We start from the raw sequence: 13,811 nt of genomic DNA on the forward strand, positions 1-13,811 counted from the left end.
CTAGCGGCCCACCTGCGGAAACACCCCGAAACCGCCCTGAGAAGGGATGTGAGCCCCCGTGGGCTTCGCTAGCCTCGCCCTCCTGCTGGTCGCCGCTGGTTACGCACTGTTATGTGCGGTTCAGCCGTTCGCCCCATGCCGGAAGTGCTCCGGCATCGGCGTTAGGCAGGCCCGCCGCAAGGTCAAACTCTGCCGCCGCTGCCACGGACAGCGCTACCGGCTCCGCCTCGGCCGCCGGCTGCTCAACACCGGCCGCGACATCCACCGCGCCGGCACCCGCCGCCCCCACTACGACCGCCGCACCGACCGGGAGTTCATCGAATGGCCGTGACCGTCTCGCTCGTCTTCCTGTTCGGACTCGTCCTGTTCTTCCTGCTCCGCAATCACAGCCTGAGTTTCGGCGCCGCGTTCGCCGCCGTCATGTTCGGCTTCTTCCTCGCCTCCACCGGCGCGGCCGGCCCCATCAACTCCCTCGCCACCGCCGTCGTCCACGCCATCCCCAACCCGTGAACCACCAGTGACGGAAGGAATCCCGCACGTGGACGACGAGATCTACTGCGACGACTGCGCCGACTACGGATGCCCCGGACACGAGCTGTGCGAGGAGTGCTCCGGCGACATCTGCAACGAGTGCGGCGGCTGCGACTGCCCCGAGTCCGCCTGCCCCGGCTACGTCGCCCACTACACCGGCAACGACTTCTAGCTACGCCAAGGGCGGCCCCCCTTCCGGCAAGAACCGGGGCCGCCCTCGTTCCACCCATCCAACTGAACAGTGGAGGTCACCCAGCATGACCCATCCGACCGACAACCGGCCAGTAGGCGCCCACCTGCGGACCGCGCTTCACCTCGCGGCGGCCGGCGTCCCGGTCCTGCCCCTGCGGGCGGGGAAGGTGCCGTTCGGGAACTGCCCAGCCTGTGCGCAGAACGCGTGCGGCGGCCGGCCGAACATGAAGATCCCGGGCCCCTGCGCCTGCCCACAGCCGTGCCACGGCTGGGCCGCCGCCACCACCGACCCGCACGTCCTCAACTCCGCCGCCTGGGCATCGGCGTGGCGGCACGCGGCGACGGTCGCCTACCACCCCGGCGGCGCCGGCGTGACCGTGGTCGACCTGGACGACCCCGCCGCCATCCAGTGGGCCCGCACCAACCTGCCCGTCACCCGGACCGTGACCACCACACGGGGCGAGCACTGGATCTACCGGGGCACCATGCCGTCATCGAACGCCGTACGGCCCGGCGTCGACATCAAGTCCCTGATGCAGTACGCCCGTTGGCTCGGAAACGGCACGGGTTCCACGGCCGCTCTCCCGGACGCTGTGCGCGCGCTGACAGCAAAGGACCCGTCGCCCGCCCGCAGGGCGCCACAGAGCCTCACAGTGCGTCTGAGGGGCCATGGGGGCGAGTGCCCACACCGCATGCCCGCCTATCTGGACCGTGGCATCGCCATGGCCGTGCAGCGCATCACCGAGGCCCGCAGCGCCATCCACGCGACTGTGTACCGCACGTTCCTCGCGGTGCTGTCGACGCACGGCCGGTGCGGTTGCCTCACCGACGCCCATGTCGCGCGGCTGTTCACCGCCGCGCAGGCCAAGGGCGAATCCCCCAGGCACTGCACCGACGCGTGGACCAACGCCCTGACCACGTTGGGACTGTGACCATGTCCGACGACGACAAGAACCCGGCCCGCGAGGTCATCACCGACTACGCACAGGCGCACTTCCGGTACTTCCGCACCGCCGACGGGACCGTGTACGCGCAGCGGAACGGCCACCCCGTGGCCCGCCCGATCCGCTCCCAGGGCACGACCGGCAGCCACCGCCAGGAACTCATGGTCGGTCTGTACAGGGACGGGTTGGGCGTGTTCAACGGGACCGCGCTTAAGGAGGCGTTGGACTTGATCGAAGCTCTCGCGCTGTCCGAGGACGTGCAGCCCGTGTACATCCGCGTCGCCCCGGGGTTCGACGGGGCCACATGGTTGGACCTGGGCCGCGCCGACGGGCAGTCCGTCCGCATCCACCCGACCGGATGGGACATCGCCGTTCCCGATCCGCGTGAGGTGTGCTGGCGGCGCACCCAGCTCACCGGCGAACTCCCGATGCCGGTCAAGAACACGGACGGCAAGGGCATCGATCTGCTGATGCGGCTGTGCAACTTCGCCAACGCAGAAACCGAGTGCCTGGCCATCGCGTGGCTGATCGGGTGCCTGGGACCGTCTGTGCCTGTCCCGGCGCCGTTCCTCACCGGCCCCCAGGGCGCGGGCAAGTCCACCGGTGGGCGGATGCTCGTGCGGATCATCGAGGGCATGACCGGTGACCTGCGCCGTGCCCCGAAGGATGAAGAGAACCTGATCGCGGCCGTGGCCGCCGGCTGGGTCACCGCGCTGGACAACCTCTCCCACATGAGCCCGGATCTCTCCGATGCCATGTGCTGCATCGTCACCGGTGCCGAGAACGTCAAGCGCGCTCTGTTCACCGACGGGGACGTGTTCCGTGTTGGCTACCGCCGCCCCCTGCTCCTGACCGGTATCGACGTCGGAGTCATCCGCCCCGACCTCGCCGAACGGCTCCTGCCGCTGCGTCTGGAGCGGCCCCGGCTGCGGCGCACAGAAGATGAGCTGTGGACCGAGTACGCGGAGGTGCTGCCCGTCGTCCTCGGCTCCCTCCTGGACCTCACGGTCAAGGTCCGCGCGGTCGAGGCGGAGACGCCCACTGACCTGCGGATGGCGGACTTCGCCCACCTGTGCGCGCAGCTCGACGCGGCCACCGGCCTCGGAGCGCTCACCGCCTACCGGGCCAGCCTGGACGACCTCAACGACGACGTCATTGAGGGCGACCTCCTGGCGCAGACCGTACTCAGGCACGCCGCAGACCTCGAACCGGGTGGAGATCAGCGGATGACCTCCACCGAGTGGCTGCACTGCCTCACCCGTCTCTACACCGGCGAGGACTTCCGCCCCCTGCCCAAGGGTTGGCCGACCACCGGCAAAGTCCTCTCCGACCGTCTCAAGCGTCTCCAGCCGACCCTGGCCGCCCGGGGCGTCCTCATCGACTCGGGCCGCACCAAAGAGGGCCGCTACATCGAGATGACCCGCTCGCCCGCCGCGCCCCCGCACGAACAGCAGACGTTCTGACCGGCACCGCCCCCGACCGAACAAGCAAGAGGAGCACCAGCGCCGCGGCGTGCTCCTCTTGCTGTTCGGCGGCGGCGCCGCCCTGCGATGGACGCGCCGCGAAGCGGCTCCTTCTTCACGCCCTGAGCCGCACCACACCACCACAGACACCCACCTCTTTTTTCCTAAGTGGGGAACGCTGCGTCACCTGCGTCACCGGGCCTCGGAAAACGGCGGGTGACCTGCGCATACAGCGGTGACGCAGGACGGAGAAGTCTGCGTCACCTCGCGTCACCTGCGTCACCGATGACGGACAGCCTGCGTCACCGATGACGCACCCCCAACGCTCTGCGTCACCCGAAACTCGCAGGTCAGAAGGCCTGAATGACGCAGGTGACGCGGTGACGCAGAAATCCGCACCTCGGACACAGCCAGGAACGACGGGGCGGGACTCGCTCTCCCTTCCCCACAGGAAGGACGTCATGAAGAAGTACCTGACGACTGCGGAAGTCGCCGAGCGCTACCGCACGTCGCCCTCGACCGTCCGCTACTGGCGCTACGCCGAAACCGGCCCGCAGTGCTTCATCAGGCGCGGTCGACATGTCCTGTACGACGCCGAAGCGCTGGACAAGTACGACGCCGAGGAGATCGGAGGCCGACTCGCAGCATGACCCGAAACAGAAACCGACCCCACCTCATAACTGACTCGGCTTGCTTTGAAGGGAGGGGAACTGATGGCTGAGGTGTACGACCGTTGGCACCTCTCCCGACCGCCGGCCGACGCCGAGCCGTGCGAAGCGCACAGCACCAAGACCCAAAAGGTCTATCCCAGCGCGGACCATGACACAGGGAAGCGCTGGCAGGTGCGCTACCGGGACTTGTCCGGCAAGCAGTGCAAGGAGAACTTCGAGAAGAAGACTGCTGCGGACTCCCGCGCCGCCAAGGTGACGACTGAACTCGACGGCGGCACCTTTGTGAACCGGGAGTTGGGCAAGCAGAAGTTCAGAACTATCGCTGAACGCTGGCAGGAGACGGCCGTACACCGCGAGCGGACGGAGACGAACGTCGAGCGAGCCCTGCGGCTGCACATCTACCCGACGTTCGGCAACCGCGAGATCGGCCGTATTCAGCGGGCCGACGGTATGAGGTGGATCAAAGAACGGTCGGCGGTCATCGCGCCGTCGACCTTTGCGACGCCCTGGAACGTCTGCACCAGCATCCTGAAGATGGCCCACCAAGAGGGGATCATCCCGAAGTACCCATGGGAGGGGCTGAAACCGCCAGAGGTCTTCTATCCGGAGATCCACCCGCTTGATCCGGAGGCGGTGAAGGCGCTCATCGTGACCGCGTCTCCCCGATACCGCGCCCTGGTGAGGCAGGCCGCTTCGACGGGCCTACGGCAAGGCGAACTGTTCGGGCTGGAGGACGGAGACCCTGCCGAGACTGTGACCGTCAAGCAACAGATGATCGGTCCCGACAAGGGGGTGCCGTACCTCGGGGAACCGAAGACCAGACAGAGCTATCGGTCTGTTCCTCAGGGACGTTCGGTCGTAGACGAGATCGCACGGCACCGTGCGAAGTTCCCGCCGCAGGTCGTGTACATCGAGGATCGGACGAACCCCAGGAAGCCCGTATGGCGCCATGCTCGGTTGCTGTACACCAGCGAGACTGGCGGAGCGATCCGGCGCGCCAGCTGGGCGAAAGTGTGGAACCGGAACGTCAAGCGGGCGAACGCCCACCTGAAGAAGTCAGGCAGCAAGGTCCGTGTCCCCGAGAGCACGACGCTTCACGATCTGCGGCACTTCTACGCCTCAGTCCTGATCAAGAACGGGGCGACCCCGAAGCAGGTGCAGATGAGACTCGGTCATGCTAAGCCATCGATCACGCTGAACGTCTACACCCACTTGTGGGAGGCGGAGGCGGACCGGACCGCCGACATGATGGAGGCGGTCCTGAGCGATGTGCCCTGACTGTGCCCTCTGACGCCTTGGGATGGCCGACTTCCCAGGTCAGGAAGTCGGCCATCCACCCTGTGCGGGGGTGTCGCCTCTCCGGCGTTTCCGGGTGCCGTCCCTCTAGAACACCTCCTCCGTGTTCACCGGACCCACCTCGAAGAGTCCGGAGCACGTCGTCCACGACGCCGGTATCAGGACGGGGGTGCGGGACGCCGGGAGATAGACGCGCAGGTAGGAACCGGTGCGCAGGCAGGGGCCGCCCACCGGGCCGTTCGTGGTGCGCAGCACCGCCGAGGCCGAGTGGCCCGGGGTGAGGGTGACCGTGCGGTAGGAGGTGCCGCTGCGGGCGGCCGCCGGACCGAGCTGGTGGTGGGCGGTGTCGAGGACGCTGACGCCCGGGTATCCGCGCAGGGCACAGCTGCCCTTACTCGTGTGGGTGAACCGCACCGGCCAGTACAGCGACCCGGCGGCCCCCTCCTTGCGACCCATGGAGAGGTGCAGGTCGCTCGCCGTGCAGGTGCGGAGGGCCTTGGCGGCCGACGGTGCCGCCGCGGGCGCGCTCCAGGCCGCTCCCGCCGCCGTCAGGCCCACGACGGCCGCGGTGAGGACGGCCGCCGCGCCGCGCCTCGGGGACGTCCGGAAGAGCTTCAGAGGGTTCGGACGGTGAACTGACATATCCGCCTCCATCGGGCGAACGGGTGGATGAAGGTCACTGTGTTGGATGCGTCGCGGCCCGGAAAAGTTGTGCCTCGGGCCGGGCGATTTCGGCGGCCGCCGAGCTGGGTGATTTCGGTGGGAATCGGGCTGGGTGACGGCGGCGGGAATCGGCCCCGGATCGTGACGCCGTGCCCCCGCACGGTGACACACGGCCGCAACACCTCTTTCGTAATCATCGCGCAAGGTTGATCGTTGGGCCGTGCATCGATGACCGACACCGAAACGTCAGGGGGTACGGACGATGGCCATGAGTCGCAGGGCACTGCTGGTCGCAGGGGCCGGGGTCGGGGCGGGGGCACTCGCCGCATGCGGATCCGACACCGGGCGCGGGGGCGGGGGTTCGGGGGCGGGGCTGTCCCAGTGGTACCACCAGTACGGTGAGCCGGGCACCCAGCAGGCCGTGCAGCGGTACGCCGCCGCGTACAAGAAGGCGCACGTCACCGTGCAGTGGCGGCCAGGGAACTACGACCAGCAGACCGCCGCCGCGCTGCTGACCGACTCCGGGCCCGACGTGTTCGAGGTCAACGGGCCCACGCTCGACCAGATCCAGGCCGGACAGGTCGTCGACCTCACCGACCTGCTCGACGGCGTCAAGGACGACTTCAACCCCGGCGTGCTCACGCCCAAGACGTACGAGGGGAGGATCTACGGCATCCCGCAGGTCATCGACATGCAGCTCCTCTACTACCGCAAGAGCCTGCTGAAGGCGGCCGGGGTCCAGCCGCCCGCCACGCTCGACGCCCTCGTGGACGCCGCCCGCACGCTCACCACCAGCAAGGTCAAGGGCCTCTTCCTGGGGAACGACGGAGGTGCCGGTGTCCTCGGGGGAACTCCCCTCTACGCCGCCGGACTTCAGCTCGTCACCGAGGAGGGGAAGGCCGGCTTCGACGACCCGGCCGCCGCCCGCACCCTCGGCAAGCTGCGCCGGCTCTACGCCGACAAGTCCCTCCTCCTCGGCGCGCCCGCGGACTGGTCGGACCCGTCCGCCCTCCTCCAGGGACTCACCGCGATGCAGTGGTGCGGGCTGTGGGCGCTGCCCCAGATCAAACAGCAACTGGGCGACGATTTCGGGGTGTTGCCCTTCCCGGCGGACGGCGGGCAGGGCAGGCCCACCGTGCCCGTCGGGGCGTACGGCGCCGCCGTCAGCGCCCGCAGCAGGCACCGGGAGGCCGCCAGGGAGTACGTGAAGTGGCTGTGGGTCGAACGGACCGACTACCAGGAGGACTTCGCCCTCTCCTACGGCTTTCACATCCCCGCCCGGATCTCCCTCGCGAAGAAGGCCACGCAACTCCACAGCGGTCCCGCCGCCGACGCCGTCCGCCTCGCCACCGAACACGGGTACGCCCAGCCCCTGCTGTGGACACCGGCCGCGCAGACCGCCTACCAGGACGCGCTCAGCCGGATCATCAAGAGCGGCGCGGACCCGGAGAGCGAACTGCGGGCCGTCGTACGGAAGGTGTCCGGTGAGCTCGACCGGGTGAAGAGGACGTCGTGAGGCGGCGCCGGGTCCTCTGGTTCTGGGTGTTCGTCGGGCCGTTCGCCGCCGGGCTCGCGCTCTTCACCTACGTCCCGCTGCTGTGGAGCGTGGGCCTCAGCTTCTTCGACGCGCAGAACACCGTCACGCCCACGCACTTCGTCGGTCTGGACAACTACACGGCGATGCTGCGGGACGACGCGTTCACCGGCAGTTTGAAGACGTTCCTCGTCTTCACCGCCTTCATCGTGCCCGTCACCTATCTGCTGTCCCTCTCGCTCGCGCTCATGGTCAACCGGGTCCGGCGGGCGCGCGCGTTCTTCCGGTCCGTCTTCTTCCTCCCGGCCGCGTGCAGCTACGTCGTCGCGGCCCTGGTCTGGAAGATGTCGATCTTCAACGGGGTGCGGTTCGGGCTGGCCAACACCGTGCTGGACTGGTTCGGCGGCGATCCCGTGGCCTGGCTGTCCACCACCGACCCGCCCTGGTACTGGCTGGTCATCGTCACCGTACGGCTGTGGCTCCAGGCCGGCTTCTACATGATCCTCTTCCTGGCCGGGCTGCAGAGGATCGATCCGGTGCTCTACGAGGCGGCCGCCGTGGACGGGGCCCGGCCCGGCTGGCCGGTGCTGCGGCACATCACCCTGCCGCAGCTGCGGGCCACCTCGGTCGCGGTGCTGCTGCTGCTCGTCATCAACGCCTTCCAGGCCTTCGACGAGTTCTACAACCTGCTCTCCGACGCCCGGGGCTATCCGCCGTACGCCCGGCCGCCGCTCGTCTATCTCTACTACACCGCGCTCGGGCAGGGGCAGAACCTCGGGCTCGGCAGCGCGGGAGCGGTGATCCTCGCGCTGATCATCGCGGTCGTCACGGTCGGTCAGGCGCGGTGGCTGCGGCTGGGAAGGACGGACGCCGATGGATGACGCCCTGGTGCGGGCCGGGCGGGCCCTGCGGGCGGTGCTGCTGATCGCGCTCGCCCTGCTCTTCCTCATCCCCTTCTATCTGCTCGTCCGCAACGGGCTGGCGAGCGAGCAGGACATCACCTCGCCTCGATGGACCTTCTTCCCGGGGGAGTTGAGGTGGGGGAACGTCCGGGAGCTGTTCGCCGATCCGTCCGTGCCCTTCGCCCGGTCCCTGCTCAACTCCGCGCTGATCGCCGCGGCCACCACCGCCGGGACGCTCCTGCTCGCCTCCCTCGCCGGGTACGGCCTTGCCCGCATCCCCTACCGGCACGCGAACAAGGTCTTCTACGGCATCCTCGGCACCCTCCTGGTCCCGGCCGCCGTCACCTTCGTACCGAGCTTCGTGCTGGTGTCGTCGCTGGGCTGGATCTCCACGCTCCGCGGGCTCATCGTCCCGACGCTGTTCTCGGCGTTCGCCTGCTTCGTCTTCCGCCAGTACTTCCTGGGCTTCCCGCGGGAGCTGGAGGACGCGGCGCAGGTCGACGGGCTCGGGTACTGGCGGACGTACTGGCTGGTGGTCGTGCCGAACGCGCGGCCGGTGTTCGCGGCCGTCGGGACGATCGTGTTCCTCGGCTCCTGGAACTCCTTCCTGTGGCCGCTGGTCATCGGGCAGGACCAGCGCGCCTGGACGGTGCAGGTCGCGCTGTCGTCCTTCACCACGTCCCAGGTCGTGCGGCTGCACGAGCTGTTCGTCGCCGCCGTGGTGTCCGTCCTGCCGCTGCTGCTCGTCTTCCTGTGCTTCCAGCGGTGGATCGTGGCGGGGGTGGAGCGCTCGGGGATCGACTAGGGCCTGTCGTCGAATTCCCGCCTGCCGTGCGGCGTCTGGCACGCGCTCCCCCAGAGGGGGCATCCCAGCGGCGTTGTCGTCGGTCGCCGGTTCCCCCGCGCTCGGCTTCGCTCGCTCGGGAGGGGCCCCACGCGTCGGCTCCCTCCTCCGCCTTGCAGCCGCGCGCACGAGACGCCGCGCGGCCCGCCCTTCGGGCGGACGACGGGAAGGTGACGACAGGCCCTGGCGCTCACAGCGTGGCGCCGCTGTCCACGACCAGGTCGGTGCCGATGACCGAGGCCGCGTCGTCCGAGGCCAGGTAGAGGACGGCGGCGGCGACCTCCCCGGTGGTGGCGATGCGGCCGAGCGGGAGGGTGTTCCTCGCGCGCTCGGCCCGGCCCGCCTCGGTCTCGCCCGGCCGCAGGGACATGGAGGTCTCGGTGGCGCCGGGGCTGACCACGTTGATCCGGACGCCGTCCCGGACGTGGTCGAGGGCGGCGCCCCGGCTGAGCGCGGTCACGGCGGCCTTGGACGCGGAGTAGGCGGCCGCCCCGGGGGCTGCGGTGTGCCGTCCGAAGGTGGAGGAGATGTTCACGATCGAGCCCCCCGCCGACTGGCCGCGCATCTGGCGGATCTGAGCCCGCAGGGACAGGAACACGCCGGTGACGTTGGTGGCGAGCTGGGTGTGCCAGTCCTCCTCCGGGAGGTCCACGAGGGGCTGCCCGCCCCGGAAGACGCCCGCGTTGTTGACCGCCACGTCCAGTGAGCCGTAGGAGTCGACGGCGGCCTGTACCACCGCGTCGGCGTCGGCCGCGCGCGAGACGTCGGCGGTCACCGCGAGGGCCTTGCCGCCCTGTTCCTCGATGAGCGCGACGGTCTCGTCCAGCGGCTCCCGCCTGCGTCCGGCGACGACGACCCTGGCGCCCTCCGCGGCGAGCGCCAGGGCGACGGCCCGGCCGATGCCGGAGCCCGCGCCCGTGACGAGGGCGGTCCTGCCGGTGAAACGGGTGGTGGTCATGATCTTCTCTTTTCTTGACCGATTTCTTGACTGATCGATCCATTATCGGGTGCGCAAAAACGCCCTCCGGGTGGAGGGCGTGGTCAGTCGAGCAGGGTCAGGGCCTGCTCGGCAGCGTCCCGGACGCGGGCCGGGTCCGCCGACGCCTTGCCGACGACCTGCAGGCCCTGCGTCAGCACCAGCAGCATGCGGGCGAGGGTGAGCGGGTCGCGGTCCTCGGGCAGCTCGCCCTGGGCCTGGGCGCGGGTGAGCGCCGAGTGCAGGGCGGTCTCGACCTGGTCCCAGTTGCGCTCGACGCGCCGGGCGGCGGCCGGATCGCGCGGCGCCAGCTCGGCGGCCGTGTTGGTGACCAGGCAGCCGTTCAGCCGCAGTCGTTCGTCGGCCGCCTCGCTCGCGTAGCGCCGTACGACCGCGCGCACGGCCGGCAGGGCGGGGCCCGGCCCGGACAGCTCCCGCACGATCCGGGCGAGTCCTGTTGCCCCGTAGCGGTCCAGTGCCTTCAGGTACAGCTCGTGCTTGCTGCCGAACGTCGCGTACAGGCTGGCCCGGCCGATGCCCAGGTGCTCGACCAGGTCGGCCATCGACGTCGCCTCGTAGCCGCGCCGCCAGAACAGCTCCAGGGCTGCCTGCAGTGCGGCGTCCGGGTCGAATTCCTTGGTCCTGGCCACAGGTCGGAGCCTAGGCTTTTCCGGAACGATCAGTCAAGATATTCTCCCATGGGGCGAGGGCCTACGCCGCCCGGACCTCGTACGCCGTCACCCGGACCGTCTCGTCGTCCAGGCACTCCCCGCTGGCCAGGTCGAAGCGCTGCTTCAGCAGGGGGGAGGCGACGAACGGGCGGCCCTCGTGGGTGCCGGTCAGACCGCGGGAGAGGACGGCCGCGCCGGTGAACGGGTCGCGGTTGTCGATCGCGTAGAGGCGGCCCGCGCGGTCGCGGAACAGCGCGACCTGGCGGCCGTCCGGCAGCAGGGCGGCGGCCCCGCGGCCCGGGAGCAGCGCGTGCACGTCACAGGCCGTGAACCAGCCCTCGGCGAGCCGGAGTTGGACCTTCAGGGTGGTGGTCTCGACAGCCAGGGTCATCGCGGGGTGCTTCCTTCCAGGACGTCGGCGGCGGGCCGCCTGCCGATGGCGAGCAGCGGCAGGTCGGGCTTGATCTGGTCGCGCTCGGGGACGAAGGCGACGAGCGGGTCGGGGGTGTCGGGGGCGTTCACGAACGACACGAACCGGGTGAGCTTCTCGGGGTCGCTGATGGTCTCGGCCCACTCGTCGCGGTAGCCCGCCACATGCGCCCGCATCAGCGCCTCCAGCTCGTCGCAGATGCCGAGCGAGTCGTGCACCACCACGTCGCGTACGTGGTCCAGGCCGCCCGGGATCCGCTCCAGCCACACGCTCGTGCGCTCCAGGCGGTCGGCGGTGCGGATGTAGAACATCAGGAACCGGTCGATCAGCCGGACCAGTTCGGCGTCCGACAGGTCCTGGGCGAGCAGGTCGGCGTGGCGCGGGGTCGCGCCGCCGTTGCCGCCGACGTACAGGTTCCAGCCGTTCGCCGTGGCGATCACGCCGAAGTCCTTCGACCGGGCCTCGGCGCACTCGCGGGCGCACCCGGAGACCGCCGACTTGAGCTTGTGCGGGGAGCGCAGGCCCCGGTAGCGCAGCTCCAGGTCGATCGCCATGCGGACCGAGTCCTGGACGCCGTAACGGCACCAGGTCGAGCCGACGCAGGACTTCACGGTCCGCAGGGCCTTGCCGTAGGCGTGTCCGGACTCGAAGCCGGCGTCCACCAACCGGGCCCATATCAACGGAAGTTGCTCCGCCCGCGCGCCGAACATGTCGATCCGCTGGCCGCCGGTGATCTTCGTGTAGAGGCCGAAGTCCCGGGCGATCTCGCCGATCACGATCAGCTTCTCGGGCGCGATCTCGCCGCCGGGGATGCGCGGCACGACCGAGTACGAGCCGTTCTTCTGGAGGTTGGCGAGGTGGTGGTCGTTGGTGTCCTGGAGGGCCGCCTGCTCGCCGTCGAGGACGTAGCCGCTCGCGCCGATCGTCGGGGCGAGGGAGGCGATGACCGACGCCACCGCCGGCTTGCAGATCTCGCAGCCCTCGCCGCCGCGGGCGTCCTCGCGGCCGTGGCGGTCGAGCAGGTCCTGGTACGACGTGATGCGCAGGCTCAGGACGATCTCGTACAGCTCCTCGCGCGTCAGGGCGAAGCAGCCGCACAGCCCCTTGTCGACCTCGACGCCGGACGCCGCCAGCTCGGCGTCGACCAGTTGGCCGAGCACCTTGACGCAACTGCCGCACGTCGTACCGGCCTTGGTGCACTTCTTGACCTCGGGCACGCTGGTGCACCGGTGCTCGGTGACCGCGCCACGGACGGCGCCCTTGGTGACGTTGTTGCAGGAGCAGACGATCGCCTCGTCCGGCAGCGCGGCCGGGCCGAGCTGCGCCCCCGAGTCCGCTCCGGCGGGCAGGACGAGGGACTCGGGGGAGACGGGGGGCACCGAACCGGTCAGCGCGCGCAGGGTGCCGTACGCCTCCGCGTCGCCGACCAGGATGCCGCCGAGCAGCGTGCCGTCCCGGCCGATGACCAGCTTCTTGTACAGGCCCGCGCGGGAGTCGGAGTACACGACGTCGAGACAGTCCTCGGTGGTGCCGTGCGCGTCGCCGAAGGACGCCACGTCGACGCCGAGCAGCTTCAGCTTGGTGGACAGGTCGGCGCCGGTGAACGACGCCTCGGCGGCGGCGATGGTGGCTGCGGCCGTCTCCGCCTGCTCGTACCCCGGCGCGACCAGGCCGTACACCCGGCCGTCCGCCGCCAGCGCGCACTCGCCGATCGCGAACACGTGCGGGTCGGTGACCGTACGGCACTGCTCGTCGACGCTGATGCCGCCGCGCTCGCCGACCGTGAGGCCGCAGTCCCGGCCCAGCTGGTCGCGGGGGCGGACACCGGCGCTGAACACGACCATGTCGACGCCGAGCTCGGAGCCGTCCGACAGCTTCATGCCGCTGACGGCGCCCGCCGCCCCGGTCACGATCTCCTGCGTGCCCACACCCGTGTGCACGGCCAGCCCCATGTCCTCGACGGTGCGCAGCAGCGCCGCGCCCCCGCCGTCGTCGACCTGCACCGGCATCAGGCGCGGCGCGAACTCCACGATGTGCGTGTCGAGTCCGAGCCCCTTGAGCGCGCCGGCCGCCTCCAGACCCAGCAGACCGCCGCCGACCACGGCACCGGTCCGGGCGCCCTTCGCGTACTCCTCGATCGCGAGGAGGTCCTCGATCGTGCGGTAGACGAAGCAGCCGTCGGCGTCCTTGTTCGGCACGGGCGGCACGAACGGGTACGAGCCGGTGGCGAGGACGAGGGTGTCGTACGCGAAGACCCGGCCGGACCGGGCGGTCACCGTCCGCGCCGCACGGTCGATGGCGTCGGCCGGGTCACCGACGTACAGCTCGATGCCGTGGGTGTCGATGAACCCCATGTCGGTCATGGAGAGTTCCTCGGCGCTCCGGCCCGAGAAGTACGAGGTGAGGGCGACCCGGTCGTACGCCGGACGCGGTTCCTCGCACAGGACGACCACGCGGTGCGTGGCGGTCAGGCCGCGCTCGGCGAGCGCTTCCAGGAAGCGCTGGCCGACCATGCCGTGGCCGACGAGCACGATCGTGGGGGTGGCTCCCGGGGTACGTGTATGCGAGGTCATGCCCCTGAGCGTGCGGCGCGGACGTTACCCGGCCGCATCACGTCTGTTTCCCGTGCGGAACGCTGCGCTCAGCCCGCGGCGCTTCGGCGTGTGAGGTCCGGGGGTGCGAGGGCCCCTGCGG

Annotated in this window: 15 protein-coding genes; 10 read left to right on the top strand and 5 right to left on the bottom strand. The window is 70.1% G+C overall.

What is annotated here, in order from left to right; genetic code table 11:
• The first annotated feature begins 58 nt into the window (after nucleotides 1–58).
• The 7 genes from ACZ4MF_RS00105 (at nucleotide 59) to ACZ4MF_RS00135 (ending at nucleotide 5,079) form a co-directional block, all read left to right on the top strand.
• Nucleotides 59–331, top strand: coding sequence for a hypothetical protein (locus ACZ4MF_RS00105; protein WP_467488273.1), 273 nt, complete (start codon nucleotides 59–61; stop codon nucleotides 329–331).
• Nucleotides 322–510, top strand: a complete 189-nt coding sequence (locus ACZ4MF_RS00110) for a hypothetical protein (protein WP_467488275.1) — start codon at nucleotides 322–324, stop codon at nucleotides 508–510. Before ACZ4MF_RS00105 ends, ACZ4MF_RS00110 begins: the two co-directional genes overlap by 10 nt.
• A gap of 28 nt (nucleotides 511–538) precedes the next feature.
• Nucleotides 539–703: a hypothetical protein gene (locus ACZ4MF_RS00115; RefSeq protein ID WP_467488278.1), complete on the top strand. Its 165-nt coding sequence runs from the start codon at nucleotides 539–541 to the stop codon at nucleotides 701–703.
• A gap of 85 nt (nucleotides 704–788) precedes the next feature.
• A complete protein-coding gene (locus ACZ4MF_RS00120) occupies nucleotides 789–1,655 on the top strand; it encodes a bifunctional DNA primase/polymerase (RefSeq protein WP_467488280.1) in 867 nt (288 codons plus the stop codon).
• A gap of 2 nt (nucleotides 1,656–1,657) precedes the next feature.
• A complete protein-coding gene (locus ACZ4MF_RS00125) occupies nucleotides 1,658–3,130 on the top strand; it encodes an ATP-binding protein (RefSeq protein WP_467488282.1) in 1,473 nt (490 codons plus the stop codon).
• Nucleotides 3,131–3,591: 461 nt separating this feature from the next.
• On the top strand, nucleotides 3,592–3,780 hold the full coding sequence (locus ACZ4MF_RS00130) for a helix-turn-helix domain-containing protein (RefSeq protein WP_467488285.1): 189 nt from the start codon (nucleotides 3,592–3,594) through the stop codon (nucleotides 3,778–3,780).
• Nucleotides 3,781–3,843: 63 nt separating this feature from the next.
• Nucleotides 3,844–5,079, top strand: coding sequence for a tyrosine-type recombinase/integrase (locus ACZ4MF_RS00135; RefSeq protein ID WP_467488287.1), 1,236 nt, complete (start codon nucleotides 3,844–3,846; stop codon nucleotides 5,077–5,079).
• A gap of 105 nt (nucleotides 5,080–5,184) precedes the next feature.
• On the opposite strand, the gene ACZ4MF_RS00140 is transcribed toward ACZ4MF_RS00135, so the two are convergent.
• Nucleotides 5,185–5,739 (bottom strand): DUF4232 domain-containing protein, encoded by a 555-nt coding sequence (locus ACZ4MF_RS00140; RefSeq protein WP_467488289.1) that lies wholly within the window; start codon nucleotides 5,737–5,739, stop codon nucleotides 5,185–5,187.
• A 283-nt stretch (nucleotides 5,740–6,022) separates the two neighbouring features.
• On the opposite strand from ACZ4MF_RS00140, the gene ACZ4MF_RS00145 reads away from it, so the two are divergent.
• The 3 genes from ACZ4MF_RS00145 to ACZ4MF_RS00155 are packed head-to-tail and all read left to right on the top strand — an operon-like array spanning nucleotide 6,023 to nucleotide 9,001.
• Nucleotides 6,023–7,276, top strand: a complete 1,254-nt coding sequence (locus tag ACZ4MF_RS00145) for an ABC transporter substrate-binding protein (RefSeq protein WP_467488291.1) — start codon at nucleotides 6,023–6,025, stop codon at nucleotides 7,274–7,276.
• On the top strand, nucleotides 7,273–8,175 hold the full coding sequence (locus ACZ4MF_RS00150; protein WP_467488293.1) for a carbohydrate ABC transporter permease: 903 nt from the start codon (nucleotides 7,273–7,275) through the stop codon (nucleotides 8,173–8,175). The genes ACZ4MF_RS00145 and ACZ4MF_RS00150 overlap by 4 nt, the downstream gene beginning before the upstream one ends.
• Nucleotides 8,168–9,001 carry a carbohydrate ABC transporter permease gene (locus ACZ4MF_RS00155; protein ID WP_467488295.1) on the top strand — a complete coding sequence of 278 codons (834 nt, stop codon included), beginning with the start codon at nucleotides 8,168–8,170 and terminating at the stop codon, nucleotides 8,999–9,001. The genes ACZ4MF_RS00150 and ACZ4MF_RS00155 overlap by 8 nt, the downstream gene beginning before the upstream one ends.
• A 229-nt stretch (nucleotides 9,002–9,230) precedes the next feature.
• On the opposite strand, the gene ACZ4MF_RS00160 is transcribed toward ACZ4MF_RS00155, so the two are convergent.
• From ACZ4MF_RS00160 to nirB, 4 genes are all read right to left on the bottom strand, one after another.
• Nucleotides 9,231–9,998 carry an SDR family NAD(P)-dependent oxidoreductase gene (locus tag ACZ4MF_RS00160; protein WP_467488297.1) on the bottom strand — a complete coding sequence of 256 codons (768 nt, stop codon included), beginning with the start codon at nucleotides 9,996–9,998 and terminating at the stop codon, nucleotides 9,231–9,233.
• A gap of 83 nt (nucleotides 9,999–10,081) precedes the next feature.
• Nucleotides 10,082–10,666 carry a TetR/AcrR family transcriptional regulator gene (locus tag ACZ4MF_RS00165; protein ID WP_467488299.1) on the bottom strand — a complete coding sequence of 195 codons (585 nt, stop codon included), beginning with the start codon at nucleotides 10,664–10,666 and terminating at the stop codon, nucleotides 10,082–10,084.
• A 61-nt stretch (nucleotides 10,667–10,727) separates the two neighbouring features.
• Nucleotides 10,728–11,078, bottom strand: coding sequence for a nitrite reductase small subunit NirD (gene nirD / locus ACZ4MF_RS00170; protein WP_467488302.1), 351 nt, complete (start codon nucleotides 11,076–11,078; stop codon nucleotides 10,728–10,730).
• Nucleotides 11,075–13,690, bottom strand: a complete 2,616-nt coding sequence (nirB, locus tag ACZ4MF_RS00175) for a nitrite reductase large subunit NirB (protein ID WP_467488304.1) — start codon at nucleotides 13,688–13,690, stop codon at nucleotides 11,075–11,077. Before nirB ends, nirD begins: the two co-directional genes overlap by 4 nt.
• Nucleotides 13,691–13,811: the final 121 nt, after the last annotated feature.

This window comes from Streptomyces sp. NPDC025793 (assembly GCF_055558375.1).